The 24,766-nt window shown below is 71.5% G+C and carries 21 protein-coding genes and 1 riboswitch; of the genes, 9 read left to right on the forward strand and 12 right to left on the reverse strand.

The window, feature by feature from the left end; all coding sequences use genetic code 11:
* Positions 1 to 16 precede the first annotated feature (16 nt).
* A complete protein-coding gene (locus AB0K73_RS12285) occupies positions 17 to 559 on the reverse strand; it encodes a GNAT family protein (RefSeq protein WP_360513707.1) in 543 nt (180 codons plus the stop codon).
* A 58-nt stretch (positions 560 to 617) separates the two neighbouring features.
* On the opposite strand from AB0K73_RS12285, the gene AB0K73_RS12290 reads away from it, so the two are divergent.
* From AB0K73_RS12290 to AB0K73_RS12305, 4 genes are all read left to right on the forward strand, one after another.
* Positions 618 to 1,478 carry a DNA-formamidopyrimidine glycosylase family protein gene (locus tag AB0K73_RS12290; protein ID WP_360513519.1) on the forward strand — a complete coding sequence of 287 codons (861 nt, stop codon included), beginning with the start codon at positions 618 to 620 and terminating at the stop codon, positions 1,476 to 1,478.
* Positions 1,479 to 1,538: 60 nt separating this feature from the next.
* Positions 1,539 to 2,126: a GNAT family N-acetyltransferase gene (locus tag AB0K73_RS12295; RefSeq protein ID WP_360513517.1), complete on the forward strand. Its 588-nt coding sequence runs from the start codon at positions 1,539 to 1,541 to the stop codon at positions 2,124 to 2,126.
* A 107-nt stretch (positions 2,127 to 2,233) separates the two neighbouring features.
* Positions 2,234 to 3,394 (forward strand): cytochrome P450, encoded by a 1,161-nt coding sequence (locus tag AB0K73_RS12300; RefSeq protein WP_360513515.1) that lies wholly within the window; start codon positions 2,234 to 2,236, stop codon positions 3,392 to 3,394.
* A gap of 1 nt (position 3,395) precedes the next feature.
* Positions 3,396 to 3,881, forward strand: a complete 486-nt coding sequence (locus AB0K73_RS12305; protein WP_360513513.1) for a nucleoside deaminase — start codon at positions 3,396 to 3,398, stop codon at positions 3,879 to 3,881.
* A 47-nt stretch (positions 3,882 to 3,928) separates the two neighbouring features.
* Here the strand turns inward: AB0K73_RS12305 and AB0K73_RS12310 are convergent, their stop codons facing one another.
* Together AB0K73_RS12310 and AB0K73_RS12315 are read right to left on the reverse strand one after the other, a co-directional pair.
* Positions 3,929 to 4,477 carry a hypothetical protein gene (locus AB0K73_RS12310; RefSeq protein ID WP_360513511.1) on the reverse strand — a complete coding sequence of 183 codons (549 nt, stop codon included), beginning with the start codon at positions 4,475 to 4,477 and terminating at the stop codon, positions 3,929 to 3,931.
* 91 nt (positions 4,478 to 4,568) lie between these two features.
* Positions 4,569 to 6,494, reverse strand: coding sequence for an anthranilate synthase family protein (locus tag AB0K73_RS12315; protein ID WP_360513509.1), 1,926 nt, complete (start codon positions 6,492 to 6,494; stop codon positions 4,569 to 4,571).
* Positions 6,495 to 6,652: 158 nt separating this feature from the next.
* Between AB0K73_RS12315 and AB0K73_RS12320 the strand changes: the two genes are divergently transcribed.
* Entirely contained in the window at positions 6,653 to 7,465 is an 813-nt protein-coding gene (locus tag AB0K73_RS12320) for a putative protein N(5)-glutamine methyltransferase (protein WP_360513507.1), read from the forward strand.
* An 11-nt stretch (positions 7,466 to 7,476) separates the two neighbouring features.
* Here the strand turns inward: AB0K73_RS12320 and AB0K73_RS12325 are convergent, their stop codons facing one another.
* Positions 7,477 to 8,139 carry a phosphoribosyltransferase gene (locus tag AB0K73_RS12325; protein ID WP_360513505.1) on the reverse strand — a complete coding sequence of 221 codons (663 nt, stop codon included), beginning with the start codon at positions 8,137 to 8,139 and terminating at the stop codon, positions 7,477 to 7,479.
* Between the two features lie 52 nt (positions 8,140 to 8,191).
* Positions 8,192 to 8,770, reverse strand: a complete 579-nt coding sequence (locus AB0K73_RS12330; protein WP_360513503.1) for a carboxymuconolactone decarboxylase family protein — start codon at positions 8,768 to 8,770, stop codon at positions 8,192 to 8,194.
* Between the two features lie 468 nt (positions 8,771 to 9,238).
* On the opposite strand from AB0K73_RS12330, the gene AB0K73_RS12335 reads away from it, so the two are divergent.
* Entirely contained in the window at positions 9,239 to 10,957 is a 1,719-nt protein-coding gene (locus AB0K73_RS12335; protein WP_360513501.1) for a VWA domain-containing protein, read from the forward strand.
* 85 nt (positions 10,958 to 11,042) lie between these two features.
* On the opposite strand, the gene AB0K73_RS12340 is transcribed toward AB0K73_RS12335, so the two are convergent.
* The 7 genes from AB0K73_RS12340 to AB0K73_RS12370 all read right to left on the reverse strand — a co-directional run bounded on the left by AB0K73_RS12340 (position 11,043) and on the right by AB0K73_RS12370 (position 19,742).
* Entirely contained in the window at positions 11,043 to 12,506 is a 1,464-nt protein-coding gene (locus AB0K73_RS12340; RefSeq protein WP_360513705.1) for a DHA2 family efflux MFS transporter permease subunit, read from the reverse strand.
* A 292-nt stretch (positions 12,507 to 12,798) separates the two neighbouring features.
* Entirely contained in the window at positions 12,799 to 13,944 is a 1,146-nt protein-coding gene (locus AB0K73_RS12345) for a cysteine desulfurase family protein (RefSeq protein ID WP_360513499.1), read from the reverse strand.
* Complete coding sequence (gene nadC, locus AB0K73_RS12350) at positions 13,941 to 14,816, reverse strand: carboxylating nicotinate-nucleotide diphosphorylase (RefSeq protein WP_360513497.1); 876 nt, start codon at positions 14,814 to 14,816, stop codon at positions 13,941 to 13,943. The genes AB0K73_RS12345 and nadC overlap by 4 nt, the downstream gene beginning before the upstream one ends.
* Positions 14,816 to 16,453, reverse strand: a complete 1,638-nt coding sequence (gene nadB, locus AB0K73_RS12355) for an L-aspartate oxidase (protein WP_360513495.1) — start codon at positions 16,451 to 16,453, stop codon at positions 14,816 to 14,818. The genes nadC and nadB overlap by 1 nt, the downstream gene beginning before the upstream one ends.
* A 1-nt stretch (position 16,454) precedes the next feature.
* Positions 16,455 to 17,828, reverse strand: a complete 1,374-nt coding sequence (nadA, locus tag AB0K73_RS12360; RefSeq protein ID WP_360513493.1) for a quinolinate synthase NadA — start codon at positions 17,826 to 17,828, stop codon at positions 16,455 to 16,457.
* On the reverse strand, positions 17,825 to 18,529 hold the full coding sequence (locus tag AB0K73_RS12365; protein ID WP_360513491.1) for an NUDIX domain-containing protein: 705 nt from the start codon (positions 18,527 to 18,529) through the stop codon (positions 17,825 to 17,827). Before AB0K73_RS12365 ends, nadA begins: the two co-directional genes overlap by 4 nt.
* A gap of 262 nt (positions 18,530 to 18,791) precedes the next feature.
* Positions 18,792 to 19,742 carry a hypothetical protein gene (locus AB0K73_RS12370; protein WP_360513489.1) on the reverse strand — a complete coding sequence of 317 codons (951 nt, stop codon included), beginning with the start codon at positions 19,740 to 19,742 and terminating at the stop codon, positions 18,792 to 18,794.
* Between the two features lie 240 nt (positions 19,743 to 19,982).
* Positions 19,983 to 20,089, forward strand: a riboswitch (glycine riboswitch).
* 146 nt (positions 20,090 to 20,235) lie between these two features.
* On the opposite strand from AB0K73_RS12370, the gene gcvT reads away from it, so the two are divergent.
* Genes gcvT through gcvP form a run of 3 tightly spaced genes read left to right on the forward strand, consistent with a single transcriptional unit; the run spans position 20,236 to position 24,757 of the window.
* Complete coding sequence (gene gcvT, locus AB0K73_RS12375) at positions 20,236 to 21,444, forward strand: glycine cleavage system aminomethyltransferase GcvT (protein ID WP_360513487.1); 1,209 nt, start codon at positions 20,236 to 20,238, stop codon at positions 21,442 to 21,444.
* Positions 21,445 to 21,478: 34 nt separating this feature from the next.
* A complete protein-coding gene (gcvH, locus tag AB0K73_RS12380) occupies positions 21,479 to 21,850 on the forward strand; it encodes a glycine cleavage system protein GcvH (RefSeq protein ID WP_360513485.1) in 372 nt (123 codons plus the stop codon).
* Between the two features lie 15 nt (positions 21,851 to 21,865).
* Complete coding sequence (gene gcvP / locus AB0K73_RS12385) at positions 21,866 to 24,757, forward strand: aminomethyl-transferring glycine dehydrogenase (RefSeq protein WP_360513483.1); 2,892 nt, start codon at positions 21,866 to 21,868, stop codon at positions 24,755 to 24,757.
* Positions 24,758 to 24,766: the final 9 nt, after the last annotated feature.

Below are 24,766 nucleotides of genomic sequence, written 5' to 3' on the forward strand. Positions count from 1 at the left end.
CGGCCGGGTCGACCGATCAGTCGTGCAGGATGCGCTGGAAGAGCTCGTGGTCCTGCCAGCGGCCGGCGATCTTCAGGTAGCTCGGCGCGAACCCGATGTGCCCGAACCCGTTGCGTTCGAGTACCCGCCGGGAGGCGGCGTTGTGGGTGAGGGTTGCCGCCTGGATTCGGTGAAGTCCGAGCTCCTCGAGCGCCACGTCGGCGATCGCCGCGACCGCTGCGGAGGCGACTCCACGTCCGTTGCGGCCGGCGTCGACCCAGTACCCGAGGTTCGCGCTCTGGAACGGCCCGCGAACGATGCCCGACAGCGTGAACCTGCCGACGATGGTTACGTCGTCGGCAGTGAGGACCATCGGCAACGAGTCACCCCGCGCGGCTGACGTCAGCTGCGCGGCCACGTCCGTCTCGTGCCACGCCGTCGTGAAGAACTCCTCGGCCCGTTCGGGTTCCCACGCAGCGAGGTGCGCGCGATTCCTGGCGTACGCGGCCGCCAGCGCCTCGGCATCGCCGGGTCGAAGCTCGCGCAGGGTGATTCCATCGACGAGCGGGAGGGGATCGATCACCAGCCGATCCTAGGATGCCTGCCCGGATGTCGGCGGACGGTGAGACGATGGCAGGGTGCCCGAGTTGCCCGAGGTCGACGCGCTCGTCGGATTCCTCCGCGAGCGCGCCGTGGGGCATGCCGTCGTCGGGGCATCCGTCGCGGCCATCTCGGCGCTGAAGACCTTCGACCCGCCCCTGCAGGAGCTCGCCGGGCGCACCGTCGATGCGGCATCCCGCCAAGGCAAGTTCGTCGACCTCGAGATCGGCGGGCTGCACCTCGTGTTCCACCTCGCCCGTGCCGGATGGTTGCGGTGGTACGACGAGTTGCCGAAGACCGTGGTGAAGCCCGGCAAGTCGCCGATCGCGCTGCGCGTCCGGCTCGACGACGGCTCGGGGTTCGACCTCACCGAGGCCGGCACGAAGAAGTCGCTGGCCGTCTACGTGGTGCGCGACCCGGCCGAGGTGCCCGGCATCGCCCGGCTCGGCCCCGATCCCACCGCGCCAGACTTCACGCTCGACGACTTCGCGGCGATCCTCGCCGACCGGCGCACCCAGGTGAAGGGCCTCTTGCGCGACCAGTCGGTCTTCGCCGGCGTCGGCAACGCCTACTCCGACGAGATCCTGCACAATGCACGCATGTCGCCCTACGCGCTCGCCGCGAAACTCAAGCCCCACGACGTCGAGCGCCTCTACCACGCGCTGCGCGACACCCTCGCCGACGCCATGGCCGCGGCGGCGGGCCGGCCGCCCAGCGAGTTGAAGGACTCGAAGCGCACGCGCATGCAGGTGCATGGGCGCACGGGGGAACCGTGCCCGGTGTGCGGCGACACCGTGCGCGAGGTCATCTTCCACGACTCGACCTTCCAGTACTGCCCGACGTGTCAGACCGGGGGCAAACCACTCGCCGATCGGGTGCTGTCGCGACTGCTCAAGTAGTCCCGCCGTTCGAGCGGTGTCGGAGGTCGGGTGTCGGATGTCGCTGCGAGACTGTCCCCGATGATCGACGAACTCCGCACCGAACGTCTCCTCCTCCGCCCCCTCGCCCTCGACCACGTCGACGACTACTTCCGCGTCTACGGCGACCCCCGCACCTGGGAGCACCTGCCGAGTGGCCGCCATACGAGTCGCGGCGAGTCGGCGCGCGCCATCGAGCGCTCGGTCGCGAGCCGGCGCCGCTTCGGGTTCGGGCACTGCGCCGTGGTGCTGCGGCGGCCGGTCGCCGGGCTCGCCGCCGGTTCGTTCCTCGGTTCCGCAGGGGCGGCGATGCTCGAGTTCGACGCCTGGAACCTCGGTTACCGCTTCGCTCCCGAGGCGTGGGGGCACGGCTTCGCGACCGAGGCGGCAGGCGTCGCGCTCGCGGCTGCGCGTTCCATCCGGCCCGAGACGCCGGTCACGGCGCGCGTGCTCGCGGGCAACTCCGCCTCGATCCGCGTCCTCGAACGCCTCGACCTCGAACTCGTGTGGCGGGGCGCCTCGGGCGAGGCGACCGTGGGCCCCGACGACACGACCCACCTCGAGCGCCTCGTCTTCGCCGATCGCCCGCTCAACGACGAGACCCTCGACGCCGTCATCGCGCTCGGTTGACGTGAGGCACGCTCGGTGCACGCCCGGCGCCGCCGAGGGAGCACCGCCGCGGAGTAGCCTGACGAGGATGCGGGTCGCACCGGCGCCCGCGGGGAGCGAGTGGCGAGGTGGCAGGGTCGCAGACAGGGTCGTATGAGATCGATTGGGAACCGCGCTCGGCCGAAGCGCAGGCCGACCAGATCGCCGCGTACGACGCCATGCGGGCCAGATGCCCCGTGGCCTACAGCCGCTACGGCAACTGGGCGGTGTTCGGCCATGCCGACAACGTGGCGATCCTCGATGACCCCGAGACGTACTCCAATGCCGTGTCGCATCATCGCTCGGTGCCGAACGGCTACGACGGGGCCGAGCACGCCGCCTACCGCGCCATCGTCGACCGGTACTACACGTCCGAGCGCATGGCGGCGTTCGAGTCCGAATGCCGTCGTATCGCGCGTGAGCTCGTGCGAGATGTTCCGCTCGGCGAGGACGTCGAGATCATGAGCGCGCTCGCCGAGCCGTTCGCGAACAACGTGCAGTGCGCGTTCATGGGCTGGCCCGAAGGCCTGCGGATGCCGCTGCGGGAGTGGACGCGGAAGAACCACGACGCGACCCTCGCTGCCGACCGCGAGGCGATGTCGGCCGTGGCCCTCGAGTTCGACAGCTTCATCACGGAGCAGCTCGACCTCCGTCGTGATGCGCCCGCGGAGCTCGACGCCACCGCCGCCCTCCTGCACGAGGAGATCGACGGCCGGCGCCTGACCGACGACGAGATCGTCTCGATCATCCGCAACTGGACGGTCGGGGAGCTCGCCACGATCGCAGCGGCGGTCGGGATCATGGCGCACTTCCTCGCCGAGCATCCCGAGGTTCAGCGGCTGCTCCGCGACGACCCGGGCCGCCGCGTCGCCGCGAGCGACGAGATCCTCCGCATCCAGGCGCCCCTGATCGGCAACCGACGACGCACCACGAAGCCGGTGTCGATCGGCGGCAGGACGATTCCCGCCGGCGAGCGCGTGATCGTGCTCTGGGCGTCCGCCAATCGCGATGAGCGGGTGTTCGGCGACCCCGACGAGTTCCGTCTCGACCGCGATCCGGCCGACAACCTCGTCTACGGCCGTGGCGTACATGACTGCCCCGGGGCCCCGCTCGCGCGACTCGAGCTGCGGGTGCTGTTCGAAGAGATCTTCGCCGCCACTCGGAGCATCGAACCCGGCCACGTGAGCACACCCGTCAACGCGCGCTACCCGACCGGCGGGTACGAGCGCGTCCACCTGCGAATGGAGTGACATGGGCATCACCGAAACCGATCTCGTCCACCTCCGTCGAACGGTCGAGCTGGCACGCGAGGCCGCCGACTCGGGCGACAGTCCGTTCGGCTCGGTGCTCGTCGACGCCTCGGGCGCCGAGCGTTTCGCCGATCGGAACCGGGAGGAGACCACGGGCGATCCGATGCGGCATCCGGAGTTCGAGATCGCGCGCTGGGCGCTGACGCACCTCACGCCCGCCGAGCGCGCCGCAGCTACCGTCTACACCTCGGGCGAGCACTGCGCGATGTGCGCCGCCGCCCACGCATGGGTGGGCCTCGGCCGCATCGTCTACGTCGCCTCCTCCGAGCAGATCTCCTCGTGGCGCTCGTCGGTGGGGGCGGCGCGCTCACCCGTGGCGGCGTTGCCCATCACGGTCGTGGCGCCGGGCCTTCGAGTCGAAGGACCGGTGCGCGACCTCGTCGAGGAAGTGCGAGTGCTCATCGAGCATCACGCCGCGCCGGCATGAGGAACGGGCGGCGGAGCCTCGGCTCCGTCGCCCGCTCGCGTGGCGCGTCAGATGCGACGGCCGGTCTCGGTATCGCGGTCGTCGACACCGCGGGCGCGCGTCGTGTCCGCTCGGCCGTCGCCGTCGACGTCCGCCGCAGTGCGTTCGCTGGCGCGCAGGTCGTCGCGCCGGCCGTCGCCGTCGACGTCCGCCGCAGTGCGTTCGCTGGCGCGCAGGTCGTCGCGCCGATGCGCGTCGACGTCGGGGTCGAGCTGGTCGGCCTTCTGGAGGCGTTCCTCGGCCTTGACACGGAGGCGCTCGGCGTCGTCCTGGTGGCCGGCGCTCTCGCGGGCGAGTCGCTCGGACGTGAGGCGCGCCTGCGCCGCGTCGGCTTCCGCCTGCTTCGCCGCCGCCGCGGCCCGGGCTGCCTCGGCTTCACGCTCGCGGCGCTCGGCGTCGGTCTCGGCCGCGCTGTGCCGCAGCTCGGCGGCCTTCTTCCGCTCGGACTCGCGACGAGCCTCGTCGCGCCGCCGGCTCGTCAGGAGCCAGGCGACCACGGCGATCGCGATGACGATGACGATGCCGACGATGATCCAGATGATGGTGCTGGTGTCCACGGAAATCCGCCTCCTCAGGTCGGTGCGGCACCAGACAACCGTGCGCGGACGAACTGCGGCAATGCCTTGCCAAACTTCCCGATGTGCGGGATCATCCGCGCGCGGCCGCCGCGACCCTGGGCGCCCGAACCACCACCGCATCAGGCAGTAGCTCGTCGATCAGCTTGGTCAGGAGCGCGAGGCCGTCGGGCGACGTGACCGATTCGAGATGTCCCTGCACGGACGCCACGCCCCCACCCCGCATCGCATGCACGACGCCGGTCGCGGCATCCGACGCCACCTCGAGCCCGAGCCTGGGCGTCGTCGAACCGTTCGGGGCGATGGCCGAGAACGTGTTGTAGAACCCGATCGCCGCGCGACGCCCGAAGACGTCGACGTCGAGCTGCACGCCCTGCCGGGGCGCCGGCAGTGGCTCGATCGGCAGTCCGGCGAGGTCGGCGAGCAGCTGGTGACTGAGGCACACCGCGAGCATCGGGCGCCGCGATGCGAGGCGCGCCGTCATGAGTTCGCGCAACCTCGCCATTCGCGGCTCGCCCGGTTCGCGCGGGTCCCCGGGGCCGGGCCCGAAGACCACGAGATCAGCGGATGCCTCGAGCAGCACCTCGTGCCACGGCGCGACCCTTGCCGCCAGGCCGAGGTGCCGCAGCTGGTGGGCGAGCATGGTCGTGAAGTCGTCGCCGGCGTCGATGACGAGGGCGTCGAATCCGCGGGAGGGCAGCGCGGCCTGCGGGGTACGCCAGAATGCGGCGAGGTGTTCGTTGCGCGCCGCCAGCAGGGTTTCGACGCGGTCGGTGTCGTCGGAGGGCTCGCCGTGGGCGGGTCGGGTGGCGCCGCCACCGTGGCCGTCGCGGGCGCCGGACGGTGAGCGCCGCGGGAGCGCGCCCAGCGCGGTGAGCACGCCGGCCGCCTTCGCGTGCGTCTCGGCGACCTCGCCCTCGGGGTCGGAGTGGCGCACGAGGGTCGCACCCACGGGCACTCGCACGCGGCCGCCCGCGTCGAGGTACGCGGTGCGGATCAGGATCGGTGCATCGAGGTCGTACCCGCCGTCTCGCGGCGTGAATCGCGCCAGCACGCCGGCGTAATAGCCGCGCGCAGTGGGCTCGTGGCGGGCGACCACCGTGCACGCGTTCCCCATCGGCGACCCCGTCACGGTCGGCGCGAACATCGTGCGACGCAGCACCTCGCGTGGATCCAGGTCGGAGCGCCCCTCGAGCAGGTACTCGGTGTGCGTGAGCCGCGACATCCGCTTCAGGAACGGACCCCGGATGCGGCCACCGTCGGGGCAGACCGCGCTCATCATCTTCAGCTCCTCGTCGACGACCATGACGAGTTCCTCGCGCTCCTTCACGTCGTGCAGGAAGGCGAGCAGGCGGTCGGCCTCGTCGCCGACATCATGGCCCACGTGCCGGAACGTGCCGCTGATCGGATTCATCGACACCGTGCCGCCGATCGACGACACGTGCCGCTCGGGCGTCGCGCCCGCCGCAGCCAGCCCCGGCGTGTGCAGGGCGAACGTCCAGTACGTGCCCGATTCGTGTTCGAGGAGCGCCCGCAGCCATCCGAGCACGGCCGTCGCCGGCGCGGCATCCGTGGTTCCCGTGAACTCGCGCCGGATGACGAAGTTGGCGCCCTCGCCGCGGCCGATCTCGTCGTCGATGACGCGTCGCACGGTCGCGGCGTAGTCGGCGTCGCTCACGTCGACGTCGAGGTCGTCGACGACCGTCGGATGCCGCGGCAGCAGGTCGATCGCCTCGGCGAGCGGCACGGATTCGCGCTCGCGCACCACGAGGCAGCGGATCGGCGCTCCGTCGTCGTGCGCCTCGAAGCCGCGCTCGCGCACCTGGCGGAACGGCACCAGCGCGATCACCTCGGCACCGTCGAGGGGGATGTCGGCGAGCAGGTCGACGTCGACGACGTCGCCGACGAACACGTCGAGCGTCGGTTCGTGCTCGCGATGGATCACCGCGAAATGCGGTGCCTCGGCGGCTCCGAGGAGCGAGGTCAGCAGGCTGGTCATGGCGGTCTCCGGTCGGGCCCTCGGCCGGAGCATCCCGCTGCAACGCGAAACGACCGCCCTCGGGCGGTCGTCGTACGTCGAAACGCGTGGCCGCCTAGGAGGCGGGCCACCAGGTGCGGATCGACGTGGTCATGCGATGCACTCTAGCATTGTCGCGCATGCGCACCCCGACCGTGACCCCCGACCCCCGACTCATCGCGCGACTCCGCGCCGCCGGCTGCGTCTTCGCCGAGGACGAGGCCGACCTGCTCAGCGAGGCCGCTGCGGGACATCCCGATGCCGCCGCCGAACTCGAACGGCTCGTCACGCGGCGCGTCGCCGGCGAGCCGCTCGAACAGCTGGTCGGCTGGGCGGAGTTCGCGGGCCTGCGCATCCTGCTCGAGCCCGGGGTGTTCGTGCCGCGCCGCCGCACGGAGTTGCTCGCCGCCGAGGCGACGCGGTTCGCCCGCGACGCCGCCCGCGAGGGGCGCGAGCCCGTGGTCGTCGACCTCTGCTGCGGTGCCGGCGCGATCGGCGCAGCCGTGGCCCACGCCGCCGGGCCCGTGCGGCTCGTCGCCGCCGACCTGGACCCGACAGCGGTGCGTGCCGCACGCCGCAACCTCGACCCGCTCGGCGCACTGGTCGTCGAGGGCGACCTCTTCGACGCGCTGCCCGCTGAACTGCGTGGGCGCGTCGACGTGCTCGCCGTGAACGCGCCGTACGTCCCGAGCGACGAGATCGCCATGATGCCGCCCGAGGCGAGAGACCACGAGGCGCGCATCGCGCTCGACGGCGGCACCGACGGGCTCGACGTGCACCGCCTGGTCGCGGCATCCGCTCGGGAATGGCTCGCCACCGGTGGCCACCTGCTCATCGAGACGAGCCGGCGGCAGGCGCGGGCGACGGCAGCGCTCGTGGCAACGGGCGGGCTCGAGGCCCGCATCGAGCGCGACGACGAGATCGCCGCGACCGTGGTCATCGGGCGTCGCTGAGCGGCTGGGCGTCAGGCCGACGAGCCGTCGCCCGAGCGCGCTTCGGCGAGGATCGCCTGCACCTCGGCATCCGTCGTCTGCGAGAAGTCGATGTAGTGCATGCCCACCGCCATGAAACCGCGGGGCGTCGAGAGACACACCACCTCGTCGACCTCGGGCATGGCGGCGATCTCGGCGATGCTATCGGGCGCCCCGACCGGCGTCGCGAGGATCACGGATGCCGCGCCGAGTTCACGCGCCACCCGGCAGGCCACGCGCGCGGTGGCGCCCGTGGCGACCCCGTCGTCGACGATGACGGCCGTGCGACCGGCGAGATCGACGATGGGCGCCCCCGCGCGGAAGCGCGTGACCCTCGCCTCGAGCTCGGCTCGCTCGCGGCGCTCCACTGCTGCGAGCTGCTCGTCGGACACACCGCCGGATCGCAACACGTCATCGTTCAACACCCGGGCGCCGCGCTCGCCGATGGCCCCCATGGCGACCTCGGGCTGGCGCGGCAGCCCGAGCTTGCGCACCACGAGCACGTCGAGGGGCGCTCCGAGCGCACGCGCGAGCTCGGCGGCCACGGGGACGCCGCCGCGGGGGAGTCCGAGGACCACCGGCCGATCGAGCTGCCGTGCTGCGAAGGCCTGGGCGAGTTGCCGCCCCGCGTCTCGCCGGTCATTGAAGTAGTCCATCTCGGCCCCCTCCGTTCCGCACACGCGCCGGGCATGCGTCGTGGCATCCGCTCTACGCCCGGTCGAGGCCCTCCACCAGTGCCGACCGAAGGGGCGCGCCCAGCATCGGCGGCTGGTCGACCTCGACACCGAGCGCCTGCAGGGCCCTCCCGAAGTACACGCGGGCGGATGCCGCGATCGCGATGTCCACGATCTCCTGGTCGGTGAATCCGGCGTCCTTCAAGCGTTGCGAGTCGGCGTCGGTCATGGCCGAAGCGTCGCGACCCACCTGCTCGGCGTACCGCATCATCTCGACTTCGGCATCGGTGAGGCCGGCGTCGGTATAGTCGCGTGCGATGCGTTCGAGCTGCTCCTCATCGAACAGCTCGAGCGACTTCACGCCGTGCGCGAGCCGGCAGTGGTGGGACTTCGTACCGAGTGCGGCGGCCAGCGTGACGAGCTCGTAGCGCCGCAGGCCGAGCGGATTCGCGACCGACCCGATGAGCGATTCGAATGCCCGGAATGCCCCGGTGTTCATGGCCATGGCCTTGGTATACGACGCGACGTATCCGAGGGCTTCCACATCGTCGGCGTAGAACTCCGCGACCTCACCCTCGGCGTCGGACTCGGGGATGGTTCGGATGATCGTCATGCGCGCGCCTCGGACTCGGAGTGGCTTTCTCGTCATGCTCGCATGTCGTGGCGATCCGCCGCCACCGGTCGTTGCCACTTCTCGCTTATAGTTGCCGCTTCTCCCATCGTCAAGCCCTTTCGTCGCGGAATCGTCCCGTCTACCGTCGTAACTACGAACGGCGCACCACCAAGGGCTCGGGGGAACACCCTGTCGCGGTGGGTCGCTCGGACAGTTTCACAATCGCCTGCGCGCCGACTGAGGGGTCGACGCCCAGGGCGGGGGAGCGGGTCGGATGACTGGGGGTCATCCGACCCGCATTAATTCGTCCACTCGAGCCGATTGCCGGCACGCTCAGGCAGACGCGTGCGCGTGAGATTCGCGTTGTGAGGTCGGTCGCCTACACTGGGGAAATCCTTCCCCCGGAACGGGGGAACCCGTTCTACTGGGAATCGGCGAGGCCACGGCGTCGTCGGGCTTGGAGTGTCCGTGGGGCGTCATAGCACCAAGGCCCCGGCGAAGAAGCCGGGCCGTGCGCTCATCCTGTCCGCTGTTGCCGCGCTCGCCGTCGTCAGTGTCATCGCCACCGGCGTGTACCTGTGGGTGGGCGGTCACCTGAATCCCCTCTTCGCGTCCGCCGAGGTGGGCTGCGTCGACCCCGAGCAGCTCGTCGTGGTTGCGGACACCTCGATCGCTCCCGCGATCGCCGACATCGCGAAGGACTTCGACGCTGCGTCGAAGGAATGCGTCGAGACCGTCGTCAAGGCACAGGACTCCGCCGACACGTCCGCCGTGCTCGCCTCGGGAACGCTCAACGCCGACGTGTGGGTGCCCGAGTCGAGTGTCTGGCTCGATCGCACCGCCGCCACCGCCGCCTCGCTCGGGCAGAGCGCGCCCGACGTGCACGTGGGCGACCCCGTCGCGACGACCCCGGTGGTGTTGGCCGCTCCCGCGGCACGCGCAGCCGAGATCGCGGCCGCGCCGGTGACGTGGGCCCGCGTGCTCTCGGGCACGCTGCCCACGATCCTCCCCGACCCTGAGGCCTCCGCGGCGAGCCTCGCCGGGCTGCTCGCGTTGCGCGGGCACTCCTCACCTGACGACCCCCGTCAGTTCGCCGGCGCCATGATCGAGCTCGGCAAGTCGATTCCGGCGTCCACCGGCGCGGCGATCGGCTCACTGTCCGCGGCACAACTGCCGAGCGTCGTGGTCACGACGGAAGCCCAGGTGGCGGCGTTCAACCTCGAGGAGCCGGCAGAGACGCTCGTGGCCGCCTACCCCTCCGATGGCACGGTCCTTCTGGACTACCCGCTCGTGCGCCTGCCGAAGGCCACCGACGCGGAGGACGAGGCGGATGCCGCTGAGGACGCAGGCGACGGCGAGGCACCCTCGCGAGCCGACCTGCTCGGCGCATTCGAGACATCCGTGCGCGACGGTGCCGAGCAGTTGGCCGCTGCCGGGTTCCGCGGCCCCGACGGCACCGGTGCCCTCGACGTGCCGGGCCTTGCGGCCGAGGCGCCGCCGGCGCAGCAGGCCAAGCCCGACGCCGCCGCGCAGCTCGAGATCCTTCGCGCGTGGGGTGTGCTCACGCTGCGATCACGCATGCTCGCCGTGATCGACGTGTCGGGCTCCATGGAGGAACCCGCAGAGAACGGCCTGCGTCGCATCGACATCTTCCAGCAGGCGGCCGTCGGCGCCATGGAGAAGTTCTCGGGCGAGGTGGAGCTCGGCGTCTGGCTCTTCTCCACGGCTCGCAACGGCGACGTGGACTACGAGGATGTCTCGCCGATCGCGCCGCTCGCGGACCTCGCCCACAAGCAGCAGATCGCCGGCATCATCCAGTCACTGCCGGGCCGGCTCGGCGGTGCCACCGGGCTCTACGACTCGACCCTCGCGGCGGTGCAGCGCGTTCGCGAGTCGTACGATCCCGAGAAGGTCAACACGGTGCTCGTCATCACCGACGGCAAGAACGAGGACGAGAACGGCATCGACCTCGAGACGCTGGTCGCGGAGCTCGAGCGCACCAATGACCCCGCCAGGCCTGTGGCGGTCATCATGATCGGATTCGGCCCCGACACCGACCTCGCCGCCATGCAGCGCATCGCCCAGGCCACCAAGGGCGCCGCGTACTCGGCCACCAAGCCCGAGGACCTCGGCACGGTGCTCGTCGATGCGCTCTCGCAGCGCACCTGTCGCCCGAACTGCGGCTGAGGTCCTGAACAGCGAACGGGCCCGGCGCGATGCCGGGCCCGTTCGATCAGGCGGGGGACGAAGCCGGGTCGAACCCGGTCGGCCGTCACACGACGTCGACCGCGTCGGCCTCGGCGGTGTGCTCCGCGTGGGCACCCGGCATCATGTCGGCCGGCTTGCGCACGAAGAACGCGCCGACGATCGCGAGGAGCGACAGGATCGCGCCGACCATGAACGCACTGCGGATGCCGGCCGAAGCCGCGACCTCGGCGCTCGCGCCGCTCATCGCGAGGCCCGCCGCCTGCGACGTCATCACCGTGATGAAGAGCGCCGTGCCCGCAGCGCCCGCCACCTGCTGGATGGTGCCCACGGTCGCCGAGCCGTGCGAGTAGAAGCGCGGCTCGATCGACCCCAGCGCCGACGTGAAGAGGGGCGTGAACATGAACGCGAGTCCGGTCGACAGCGCCACGTGGGCGGCGAGCAGCATCCAGGGCGAGGTCTGCTCGGTCACCAGGGTCAGCGACCACAGCACGCCGCTCACCACGATCGATCCGGGCACGAGCAGTGGCGTCGGCCCGAAGCGGTCGTAGAGCCGGCCGACGCGCGGACCGAGGAGGCCCATGATCAGGCCTCCGGGCAGGAGCAGCAGGCCCGTGTAGACGGGTTCGAGGTGCAGCACATCCTGCAGGTACACCGGCAGCAGGATGATGGTGCCGAAGAGCGCCGCCATCATCACGGTCATGAGCGCGACCGAGACCGCGAAGTTGCGGGTCTTGAACGTGCGCAGGTCGAGCAGGGCGCGGTCGCGTCGCTGCAGGAGGAGCTGGCGCACGATGAACGCCGCCACGCCCACGGCACCCACGGCGAGCGCGATCCACATCTGCGGCGCGGACGCGATATCGGTGCCGCTCACGACACCGCCGACGATGCTGAGGCCGTAGACCACGCCGCCGAAGCCGAACGCCGAGAGCACGATGGAGAACACGTCGATGGGGATGACCCGCGTCTCGCTCACGTTCTCGACACGGCGGTATCCGATGACGAGCATGACGAGGGCGATGGGCAGGACGAGCCAGAACATGAACCGCCACGACAGGAAGTTCAGGATCAGGCCGGAGATGGTCGGTCCGATGGCGGGCGCGACGGACATCACGATGGAGACCCGGCCCATGATGCGGCCGCGGTCGGATGGCAGCACCAGCGTCATGAGGGTGGTCATGAGCAGCGGCATCATGATCGCGGTGCCCGTCGCCTGCACCACGCGGGCGAGCAGCAGCACCTCGAAGCCGGGCGCGAGGGCCGCGATCAGCGTTCCCGTCGAGAACAGGCTCATCGCAGTGATGAACATCGGACGCGTCGCGAACCGCTGCAGCAGGAAGCCCGTGATCGGGATGACCACGGCCATGGTGAGCATGAACGCGGTGGTCAGCCACTGCGCGGCCGACAGCGTGATGTCGAGGTCGTCGACGAGGTGGGGGATGGCCACGCCCATGATCGTCTCGTTCAGGAAGACGACGAACGTGGCGGCGAGCAGCAGCCAGATCACCCGGTTGTTCCGGGCTCCGTGCAGTGCCTCGGCGTCGGGGTGTTCGTGAGGCCGAGGGTCGTCGTTGCGGGTGACCTCGAGGTCGTCGAGGTCGGTGGTGGCGCGTTCGGTCAAAGAATGCATCCAATCGAGTTCGGCGCAGGGCTGCGCCGGAGAAGAGCTTCGAATACGTGGGTCAACAGGGCCCCGACGGCGAAGTATTCCCAGATCGGGAGATGGATCGGAACGTATGGAAACCGTGGGGCCGGGCGAGTGTCGTGCCGGTGCTACGCGGTCACGACTGGTTCGTCGTCGGACGGAATGACGGTGGAATCGATCATGGTGCGACGATAGCGCGCACCACCGACACGGCACGAGCGACGGATGCCGCGGCCTCGTGGATCTCCTCGGCCGTCGTCTCCGTGCCGAGGGTGAAGCGCACCGCCGTCTGGGCCACCTCGGCCGACACGCCGATGGCGGTGAGCACGTGCGATGGCTCGTCGCTGCCGGCGGCGCACGCGGAACCGCTCGAGCAGATCACGCCCTGCCGCTCGAGCTCGAGCAGCACCGCCTCGCCGCTCGTGCCGGGGAACACGAACGAGACCGTGCCGGGAAGCCGCCGCACGGGGTCGCCCGTGAGCTGCGCCCAGGGCACGTCGTCAGTCACCCGGGCCACGAGTTCGGCGGCGAGCGCGCCCACGCGGGTCGCGGCATCCGCTCGCTCGACCTCGGCGAGGCGGAGGGCCGTCGCGAACGCGACCGCACCGGCGACGTTCTCGGTGCCCGATCGGCGGCCGCGCTCCTGGCCGCCGCCGTGCAGCACCGGCTCGAGCGGGATGCGGCCGCGCACGATGAGCGCGCCCGTGCCCTTCGGCGCACCGACCTTGTGGCCCGCGAGCGACATCGCGTCGGCGCCGAGCTCGTCGAGCGAGAGCGGGAGCCAGCCCGCCGCCTGTACGGCGTCGGTGTGCATGGCCGCGCCTGACGCGTGGGCGACGGCCGCGAGCTCGCCGATGGGCTGCACCGTGCCGATCTCGTTGTTGGCGAGCTGCACCGACACCAGCGTCGTGTCGGGACGGATGACCCGGGCGAGCGCCTCGGGATGCACGAGCCCGTGCTCGTCGACGTCGACGAACGAGACCTCGAATCCGTGCACGCGCACGAGGTGATCAACCGACTCGAGCACGGCCTCGTGCTCGACGGGCGAGACCACGACGTGGCGGCCGCGCGGGTTCGCGAGCGCGATGCCCTTGATCGCGAGGTTGTCTGCCTCGGTGCCGCCGCTCGTGAAGACCACGTCTCCGGGGCGGCATCCGATGACCGCGGCCACGTCGGCGCGTGCGGCGGCCAGTGCGCGCGCCGCCTCGTCGCCGAGCCCGTGATGACTCGACGGATTGCCGAACGCGTTGGTGAGGAACGGCCACATCGCCTCGAGCGCCTCCCGTCGCACGGGAGTCGTCGCGGCGTGGTCGAGGAAGATCACGTGTCGCTCCCGACCGCCGGCGCCTCGATCACCACGTCGAGCCCGAGGTCGAGCGCGCGAGCGGAATGCGTGAGCGCACCGACCGAGATCACGTCGACGCCCGTTGCCGCGATCGCGCCGACCGTGTCGAGTGAAACGCCGCCGGATGCCTCGACCACGGCCCGTCCACCGATGCGCGCGACGCCCGCCCGCAGGTCGTCGAGGCTGAAGTTGTCGAGCATGATCGTGTCGGCGCCGCCTGCGAGCACGGCGTCGAGCTGGTCGAGGCGGTCGACCTCGACCTCGAGATGAGCGGTGTGCGGCATCCGCTCGCGTGCCTCCCGCAGCGAGGTCGCGAGGTCGCGGCCGCCCGCAGTGAGCACCGCGAGGTGGTTGTCCTTCGCCATGATCGCGTCGGAGAGGGAGCGACGGTGGTTGCGGCCGCCCCCGTCGCGCACCGCCTGGCGCTCGAGGCTGCGCAGGCCCGGCGTGGTCTTGCGGGTGTCGACGATGCGCGCGCCGGTGTCCGCGACCGCGTCGACGTAGCGCGCGGTGAGCGTCGCGACGCCCGACATGCGCTGCAGCAGGTTGAGCGCGACCCGTTCGGCGGTGAGGATGCCGCGAGCCGGCCCGTGCACGCGCGCGAGCACGTCGCCCGCCGCGAACCGGTCGCCGTCGGCCACGAGCTGTTCGACCTCGGTGCGCGGGTCGACGAGGCGGAACGCGGCCGCGAACACCTCGATGCCGCTCACGACGCCCGGCTCGCGGGCGACGAGCTCGGCGAGGGCCGTCGCCGTCATTGGAATGAGCGTCTCGCTGGTGAGGTCGCCCCACGGGGCGTCCTCCTCGAGTGCCGCGCCGACGATGCGGTCGATCTCGCGGAGCTCGGTCATCAGGCGGCTTCCTTCGCGGTGTCGGCGGTGACGCGGGCAGGGGTCACGAGGTCGGGGGTCTCGAGGTCGGGGGTCTCGACGTCGTCGGTGCGGAAGTGCGCGCCCCGGCTCTCGGTTCGCGCCAGCGCGGCGGCGACCGTGAGGCGGGCCAGGTCGAGCAGGTTGCGGTCCTCCGCGGTGCGGCGATCGCGCACCTCGGGCGCGCGCCAGGTTGCGAGTCGAGCGGATGCCGCGGCGAGCCCCGCCGCGTCGCGCTCGAGTCCGACGTGCTCCCACATGAGCCGCTGCAGCGCGACACGATCGACGACGCCCGCGGTCGCCTTCGCGCCCGCATCCGCATCCGTGCCCGCGGTCATGACGGTGCTCGTGCTCGTTCTTGCGGAGATACGATCCGACACCCCGTCGACTCGGGCCTTCGCACCGGCGCGCCGGATCGTATATCCGCCGTTCTGTGCACGAGCGGGAGCCGAAGCAGGCACGCCCAGGGCGCGCGCCGCCCGGTCGGCGAACACGGCCGCCTCGAGCAAAGAGTTCGACGCCAGCCGGTTCGCGCCGTGCACGCCGGTTCGGGCCGTCTCGCCGACGGCGAAGAGCCCGGGGAGGGTCGTGCGTCCGTCGAGATCGGTCACCACGCCGCCCATGGCGTAGTGCGCCGCGGGCGTGATCGGCACGGGCTCGGCCGACCAGTCGTATCCGGCCTCCCGGCATGCCGCATCGAGGGTCGGGAACCGTTGCGCCAGGAACGCGGCGCCCAGCCCGGTCGCGTCGAGGAACACCGGCGTGCCGCCCTGCTCGGCCATGCGCCGCCACACGGCGCGGGCCACGACGTCGCGTGGGGCGAGCTCGCCGCGCGGATCGACCGCGAGCATGAAGCGCTCGCCGTCGCGGTCGACGAGCAGGGCGCCCTCGCCGCGTACGGCCTCGGAGATGAGCGGCGTGCCGGGCGCATCCAGCGCGGTCGGGTGGAACTGCACGAACTCGAGGTCCGCGACGGCGGCGCCCGCGCACCACGCGGCCGCCACGCCGTCGCCCGTGGCGACCGACGGATTGGTCGTGTGGGTGTAGAGGCATCCGCTGCCGCCGGTCGCGAGCACCACGGCGTCGGCGCGTCGTTCGGTGACGGTTCCGGATGCCGCGAGCAGGCGTGCGCCGACGACTCGGCCGCCCTCGACCACGAGGTCGGCGAGCATCGTCTCCTCGTCGATCCGCACGGCGCGGCGCCGCACGGTCGCGACGAGGGCCGCCTCGATCGCCGCCCCGGTGGCGTCGCCGCCGGCGTGCAGGATGCGTGCCCGCGAGTGCGCCGCCTCGAGTCCGCGCTCGAGGCCCGACTCACCGCGATCGAATTCGACGCCGAACCGGATGAGGTCGCGGACCCGGGCCGGGCCCTCGTCGACCAGCACCCGCACGGCCCGGGGGTCGGCGAGGCCGGCGCCCGCGGCGATCGTGTCGTCGTGGTGGCGCTCGACGGAGTCGTCGGGGAAGAGCGCCGCAGCGATGCCGCCCTGCGCGTGCCGGGTATTGCCGTCGGCGAGCGCCGTCTTCGTGACGAGCTCCACCGTGTGCCCGGCGTCGGCGGCCTTCACCGCCGTCCAGAGTCCGGCGATGCCGCCGCCGACGACGAGCACATGCACCATGTCAGGCCGCCTTGGTCGCTGCCGGCGCTGCCGGTCGCGGCGCTGGCGGGGCAGCCGGTGCCGCGACCGGCGGCTTCGCCGCGAGCATCCGCTCGAGGGCGAGGCGCGCCGGGTCGGCCACGTCATCGGCCACCTGGATCCGGTTGACCACCCGACCGGCGACGAGCTCCTCGAGCACCCACGCGAGGTAGCCCGGGTGGATCCGGTACATCGTCGAGCACGGGCACACGACGGGGTCGAGGCAGAAGATCGTGTGCTCGGGGTGCTCCGCGGCGAGGCGCTGCACGAGGTTGATCTCGGTGCCGATCCCGAAGGTGGAGCCGGCCGGGGCGGCCTGGATGGCCTTGACGATGAAATCCGTCGAGCCCGCGGCATCCGCTGCGTCGACGACCGGCATCGGGCACTCGGGGTGCACGATGACCTGCACCTCGGGATACTGCGCACGCGCGGCAGCGATCTGGTCGACCGTGAAGCGCTTGTGCACCGAGCAGAACCCGTGCCAGAGGATGACCCGCGCGTCGGCGAGCTCGTCGATGGTGTTGCCGCCGAGCGGCTTGCGCGGGTTCCACATCGGCATCTGCTCGAGCGGCACGCCCATGGCCTTCGCGGTGTTGCGACCGAGGTGCTGGTCGGGGAAGAACAGCACGCGCTCGCCGCGCTCGAACGCCCACTCGAGCACGGTCTTCGCGTTCGACGACGTGCAGACGATGCCGCCGTTGCGGCCCACGAAGCCTTTGAGGGCGGCCGACGAGTTCATGTACGTGACCGGGATGACGGGCACGCGGCCGTCGGAGCCCGGCGCCGACAGGTCGCCGTAGACCTCCTCGAGCTGCTCCCACGCCTCCTCGACGCTCGACTCGTCGGCCATGTCGGCCATCGAGCAGCCCGCGGCGAGGTTCGGCAGGATCACGGCCTGCTCGGGACGCGACAGCAGGTCGGCGGTCTCGGCCATGAAGTGCACGCCGCAGAACACGATGGCCTCGGCGTCGGCGCGGCCCTTCGCGGCGTTCGCGAGCTGGAACGAATCGCCCGTGAAGTCGGCGTGCTCGATGACCTCGTCGCGCTGGTAGAAGTGGCCGAGCACGACCACGCGGTCGCCGAGCGTCGCCTTCGCGGCGCGGATGCGGGCGTGCAGCTCCTCGTCGGTCGCCGTGCGGTACTCCTCGGGCAGCGCGCCCTGGCGCGGCGACCCCGTGGGGATCACGTCGCCCATCGAGGAGCCGGGGCCGTAGCCGGCGGGCCCTGCGTCGAACTCCCACGGACCCTTCGCGAGATCGGGCGAGCAGGCGCTGCCGCTGGCGGCGCCCGTCGTGATCAGGCGGATGGTGCGGTCGACGGATGCCGCGGCGCGGGTGGGGGTGGTGGGGGTGGTCATGACGCTGGCCTCTCTCTCATGAACGGTTCGCGGGTCTCGGCCGTCACGGCGGAGGTGTCGTAGTGGTAGAGCTTCGGGGGGCGGTGGGGCGCGCCGGCGACGCGCTCGCCGGTCTCGCGGAGTCGGCCCGACGCGATCATCTGGCGCCGGAAATTCGCCGGGTCGAGGCCGCGCTGCAGCACTGCCTCGTACACCTCGCGGAGCTCGGCGAGCGTGAACGTCTCGCCGAGGAACGCGTGCGCGATCTCGGCGTACTCCACCTTGTTGCGCAGGCGCCACAGGGCGTACTCCACGATGCGGTTGTGGTCGAACGCGAGTGCCGGAAGCGTGTCGGCCGGCACCCAGCGCACGTTGGGGCCGGCGGTCGCGCGGGCGGCCTCGTCGCTCTGCACGAGCGCCCAGTACACGACCGACACGACGCGGGCGCCGGGCGAGCGGTCGACCTGACCGAACGTGTAGAGCTGCTCGAGGTACTTCGGCGCGAGCCCTGTGGTGGCGCGGAGGGTGCGAGCCGCGGCGACCTCGAGCTCCTCGTTGGGAGGCAGCCAGCCGCCCGGCAGCGCCCAGGATCCCCGCTGGGGCTCCCGCGTGCGGCGCACGAGGGGCGTCCACAGCACCGGGCGACCCGTGTGGTCGGGCCGCAGCGCGAAGATCACCGTGGACACGGCGAGGCGTGTGGCCAGGTCGCTGGGCTGCGGCATCCGTTCACCTCCCGTGCTGTCTGCTTAGAGTCATGATGACTCGAACTCTGCTGAGTTCAGCTTACAGTCATGGTGACCTGAACGCCAAACCTCGTGACGCCCTGTGGTTCCGGCTCTCGTCGGGCCGGATGTCGCGGCCACCCCCTCGGAGAAGTCGCAGTCGTTCACGCTTCGAGGCATCGGAGGGTGCCCGAGTGCGACTTGTGCCAGGCACGGATGCCCCACGACGCGTCGCGCGCCCGAGGTCAGCGTCGCCCCCAGTTCAGCGGCGCCAACCCCGCGAACGCAGCCGCTGCTCGATCCGCCCGACGAGTTCGACCGCTCGCGGCGCCGCCGCGTCGTCGGGCACGTCATCGGCGGCGGCCCGGATGACGATCCACCCCGCATCCTGCACATGCTCATAGCGGCGGATGTCGCGGCGGAACTGCGCGGGCGACCGGTGGTAGTCGCCCTCGTACTCGATCGCGACCAGATACTCGGGGTACGCGAAGTCGACGTGCGGCACGTGTCCGTCGTGCCGGCCCTCCGGCACCGGGTGGTTGAGTCGCGGTTCAGGAAGGCCGTGGCGGAGCATCCGGAGCCGCAGCAGCGACTCGCGTCGAGAGAGCGGGCCGACGCGCAGCGACGGCAGCGCCGTGCGCATCCGTGCGGCGCCGGGCGACCGGCGGTGCAGCTCGGCGGCCGCCGTGAGGGTGGCGACCGTCGCTGTCGCGACCCGTCCGCCGGCCAGGGCGCCGCCCGTGAGCATGTGGTCTCCCGCTGCCACCAGGTCGTCGAGTGAGAGCATTGCGGCGAGCTGGCACCAGGTGGTGGCGGCATCCGTCACTCGCACGCCGCCGGCGGTGATGACCCGCGTGCGTTCCGGGTCGAGCCGGTGGCCGACCACGCCGCGGATCCGCGGCATCGGCGCCCTGCCGAGCACCGAGACATGCAGCCGCCCGTCGGCCTCCACCTCCGACGGCAACGGCACGCCGTTCAGTCGGGCAGCGGTGGAGTGGCTGAAGAACTGCGCAGGCGTCATCCGGTCGGTGAAGGCGAGCACGGTCGTGTGCAGGTCGGGATCCGCGGCGGCGAGCCGGCGCACGCCTCGATTCGGGGTGACCAGGTCGGATGCCGCGAGCCGGCCGCGTGTGATGCCGAGCTGCCGTGCCCGCGCGACCGGGAAGACACCGAGTGCCGCGAGCTCGGTGGGCAGGTCCCCGGGTCGTCGCATGCCGCAAGCATTCCGGAGCATGCAGCGGTGCCGCCCGTCCTTTCCACAGCCGACCGCTTCGGGCGGCGACGGAGAAGTCGCAGTCGTGCACGCACTCGCGGAGCTGAGGGCGCTCGACTGCGACTTCGGGAAACGGCGGAATGCGGGACGAGCCCCGTCGGAGAGCACGCGCGGCGGTCGGTACCAGCGGGCGCGGGCCGGGTCGGCTAGGATCGGCCCTACAACCTCATACCGGGCCATCGACGCGTCGCGGAAGAGCCGGCGGTACTGTTCACGCAGCACCAGACGGCACCGAAGGAGCAAGCCTCCCCGCCAATCTCTCAGGTCAACCACACCGCGATGACGAGGCCGCTCTGGAAAGCGGATCAGGCATTCCCGCCCACATCCCGCCGACGGTGAAAGCGCGAGCGATCGCGTGAATCTCTCAGGCCCACGACAGAGGGGGAGTTCCCAGCGGCATCCGCCGACCGCCCACGCGACTCTGGAGAACTCCGTGACCGATTCCGGCACCACCGCAGCAGGCAGCACCGAACCCGGCGGAGACCCCGACGCCAGCACCACCGAGCGACGCAGCCCGCTCGATGCGGTGCACCGTGCCGCGGGCGCGAGCTTCACCGACTTCGCCGGCTGGCAGATGCCCGTGCGGTACTCGAGCGACCTCGCCGAGCATCACGCGGTGCGCACGAACGCCGGCATCTTCGACCTCTCGCACATGGGCGAGATCGTGCTGCTCGGCCCGGGCTCCGCGGCCGCGCTCGACCACGCGCTCGCCGGCCGCCTCTCGGCCATCGAGATCGGGCGCGCGAAGTACTCGCTGCTCCTCGCGGAGGACGGCGGCATCATCGACGACCTCGTCGTCTACCGCACGGGCGAGGACCGCTTCATGGTGGTCGCCAACGCGTCGAACGCCGGCGTCGTGGCCGACGAGCTCCGCGCCCGCGCCGAGGGTTTCGACACGTTCGTCGCCGACGAGAGCCGCGACATCGCGCTCATCGCGCTGCAGGGTCCCGACGCCCGGGCCGTGCTGCTCGAGACGCCCGGCTTCGGCGTCGACGGGCCGGGCAATGACGAGGAGGACTTCGACGCGAGCATCGACGCCCTCGGGTACTACCGGGCGTTCCCCGCGACGTTCGAGGGAGACCCCGTGCTCGTCGCCCGCACCGGCTACACCGGCGAGGACGGCTTCGAGCTCTACCTCGCCCCCGATCGCGCGCCCCGACTCTGGCAGGCCCTGCGCGAGACGGGCGGCCCGCGGGTCGTGCCGTGCGGGCTCGCGAGCCGCGACACCCTTCGCCTCGAAGCCGGCATGCCCCTGTACGGCCACGAGCTCGGCCGCGACGTCCAGCCCGTGCAGGCCGGCCTCGGCCGCGTCCTCGCGCTCGACAAGCCCGACGACTTCATCGGACGCGCCGCCATCGAGCGCGGGCCGGCAGCGGATGCCCCGGTGCTGGTCGGCCTCACCGCCGAGGGTCGTCGCGCACCGCGAGCCGGCTACGCCGTGTACGACGGCGAGGGCGACGACGCCCGAGAGGTCGGCGAGATCACGAGCGGTGCGCTGTCGCCGACGCTCGGCCATCCCGTCGCCATGGCGTTCGTCGCACCGGATGCCGCGGAGCCCGGCCGCGGGCTGTACGTCGACGTCCGGGGCACGCGCGTCGCGGCATCCGTCGTCGAGCCACCGTTCTACCGGCGCACCAAGTGACCTGCCAGCGCACCACGTGACCAAGGAGAGAAGCATGACCGACCAGACCGCCCTGCAGTACACCGAGGAACACGAGTGGCTGCGCCAGGACGGCGACACCGTGACGATCGGCATCACCGACTACGCCGCCGAGAAGCTCGGCGATGTCGTCTACGTCGACCTGCCCGCCGCCGGGACCGCGATCACCGCGGGCAGCGTCGTGGGCGAGATCGAGTCGACGAAGTCGGTCGGCGAGCTCTTCGCGCCCGTCGACGGCGAGGTCGTCGAGGCGAACCAGGCCGTGATCGACGCGCCCGAGCTCGTGAACAGCGACCCGTTCGGCGAGGGCTGGCTCATCAAGGTGAGCGCCGCGTCGCTGCCCAAGCTCCTCAGCCACGACGAGTACCGCGCCCTCACCGGCGAATAAGGAAGCCGCGACCTCATGACCAGCACCTCCTCGGCCTTCGACGTCGACGCCTTCGGGCGCCGGCACATCGGCACGACGCCGCATGACCACGAGTGGATGCTCGCGGCACTCGGCTACGACTCGCTCGACGCCCTGCTGACGGCGGCCGTGCCGACGGCGATCCGGATGGGCGAGGTCGTCGACTCGGCGATCCCGGCCGCGACGACCGAGCGTGAGGCGATCGCCGAGCTCGCGGCCCTCGCCGACCAGAACACCGTGCGCACGTCGATGATCGGCCTCGGCTACTCGGGCACCGAGACGCCCGCCGTGATCCGCCGCAACGTGCTCGAGAACCCGAGCTGGTACACGGCGTACACGCCCTACCAGCCCGAGATCTCGCAGGGCCGGCTCGAGGCGCTCATCAACTTCCAGACGATGGTCGCCGACCTCACGGGCCTCGAGACGGCGAACGCGTCCATGCTCGACGAGGGCACCGCGGTCGTCGAGGGGATGCTCCTCGCTCGGCGTGGCTCGAAGTCGCCGTCGAACCGATTCGTGGTCGATGCCGACGCGCTGCCGCAGACCCACGCGCTCCTCGCGTCGCGCGCGGCCGCGGTGGGCATCGAGCTCGTCGTCGCCGAACTCGACGAGACGACGGACGTCGCCGCCCTCGGCGAGCACTTCGGCCTCTTCGTGCAGTACCCGGGCGCCTCGGGTCGGGTGTGGAATCCGGCATCCGTCATCGCCGCATCGAAGGAGCAGGGCGCCCTCGCGGTCGTCGCCGCCGACCTGCTCGCAATGGCACTGGTCACGAGCCCGGGTGAGCTGGGGGCGGATGTCGCGGTCGGCACGTCGCAGCGGTTCGGCGTGCCGATGGGCTTCGGCGGTCCGCACGCCGGCTACATGGCCGTGCGCACCGGTCTCGAGCGGCAGATGCCCGGACGTCTCGTCGGCGTCTCGCAGGATGCCGCAGGTCACCCCGCGTACCGGCTCAGCCTGCAGGCGCGCGAGCAGCACATCCGCCGCGAGAAGGCGACCTCGAACATCTGCACCGCGCAGGTGCTGCTCGCCGTGATGGCGTCGATGTACGCCGTGTATCACGGGCCCCGGGGCATCCGCCACATCGCCGTGACCACCGCGGCGAAGGCGAAGGCGCTCGCCGAAACGCTCACCGGTTTCGGGCTGACACTCGTGCACGATGCGTACTTCGACACGATTCGGGTGCGGGTGCCGGATCTCGCCGTCGACGTCGTGGCTCGCGCGCGTGAGCTCGGCGTCAACCTGTGGCAGGTCGACGAGTCGACCGTGCAGGTCGCGGTCGACGAGACGACGACGTGGGACGACCTGCAGGCCGTCGTGCGCGCCTTCGGCGAAGACGATGCGCCGTTCCGCACGGGCAGCGGTTCGCTGCCGAATGCGATCCCCGAGAGCCTGCGCCGCACGAGCCCGTACCTCGAGCATCCCGTGTTCAACACGCACCAGTCCGAGACGCAGATGATGCGGTACCTCAAGCAGCTGGCCGACCGCGACTACGCGCTCGACCGCGGCATGATCCCGCTCGGCTCGTGCACCATGAAGCTCAACGCCGCCACCGAGATGCAGTCGGTGACCTGGCCCGAGTTCGCGAACCTGCACCCCTTCGCCCCCGAGGCCGACGTGGTCGGCACGCTCGGCCTCATCGAGCAGCTCGAGACCTGGCTCGCCGAGGTCACGGGCTACGACACGGTGTCGCTGCAGCCGAACGCCGGCAGTCAGGGCGAGCTCGCGGGGCTCCTCGCGATCCGCGGCTACCACCGCGCGAACGGCGAAGACCAGCGCAACGTCTGCCTCATCCCGTCGAGCGCACACGGCACCAACGCGGCATCCGCGGTGCTCGCCGGCATGCGCGTGGTGGTGGTCGCCACCGACGCGCTCGGCAACGTCGACCTCGCCGACCTGCGCGCGAAGATCTCCGAGCACGCCGACGACCTCGCCGCGCTCATGATCACGTACCCGTCGACGCACGGCGTGTACGAGCACGAGGTGAAGCAGATCACGCAGGCCGTGCACGACGCGGGCGGTCAGGTGTACATCGACGGCGCGAACCTCAACGCGCTGCTCGGCTACGCGCGGTTCGGCGACTTCGGCGGCGACGTGTCGCATCTCAACCTGCACAAGACGTTCTGCATCCCGCACGGCGGCGGCGGCCCGGGTGTCGGCCCGGTGGCGGCGAAGGCGCACCTCGCGCCGTACCTGCCCGGCCACTCGATGGCGCAGCGCGCCGACCACGCGGGCGGCGTGAGCCACGACGGCGGCCCGGTGTCGGCGGCGCCCTACGGCAGCCCGTCGATCCTGCCGATCTCGTGGGCGTACGTGCGCATGATGGGCGCCGAGGGCCTGAAGCAGGCCACGGCCGCCGCGGTGCTCTCGGCGAACTACGTCGCCGCCCGCCTGCGCGACCACTTCCCGGTGCTGTACACGGGCGAGAACGGGCTCGTGGCGCACGAGTGCATCCTCGACCTGCGCCCGCTCACCGCCGAGACGGGCGTGACGGTCGACGATGTGGCGAAGCGCCTCATCGACTACGGCTTCCACGCCCCGACGATGTCGTTCCCGGTCGCGGGCACGCTCATGGTCGAGCCGACGGAGTCGGAGGACCTCGCCGAGCTCGACCGGTTCGTCGAGGCGATGATCCAGATCAAGGCGGAGGCCGACGCCGTGGGCCGCGGCGAGTGGCCTGCCGACGACAACCCGCTGCGGAACGCCCCGCACACCGCGGAGTCGGTCGTGGCGGGCGAGTGGACGCACCCGTACACCCGCGAGCAGGCCGTGTACCCCGTGCACTCGCTCGTGCGCAACAAGTACTGGGCGCCCGTGCGGCGCATCGACCAGGCCTACGGCGACCGCAACCTCGTCTGCGCCTGCCCGCCCATCGAGGCGTTCGCGTAGGAGGCGTTA

This window comes from Agromyces sp. NPDC052230, assembly GCF_040679595.1.
Classification (GTDB): domain Bacteria; phylum Actinomycetota; class Actinomycetes; order Actinomycetales; family Microbacteriaceae; genus Agromyces.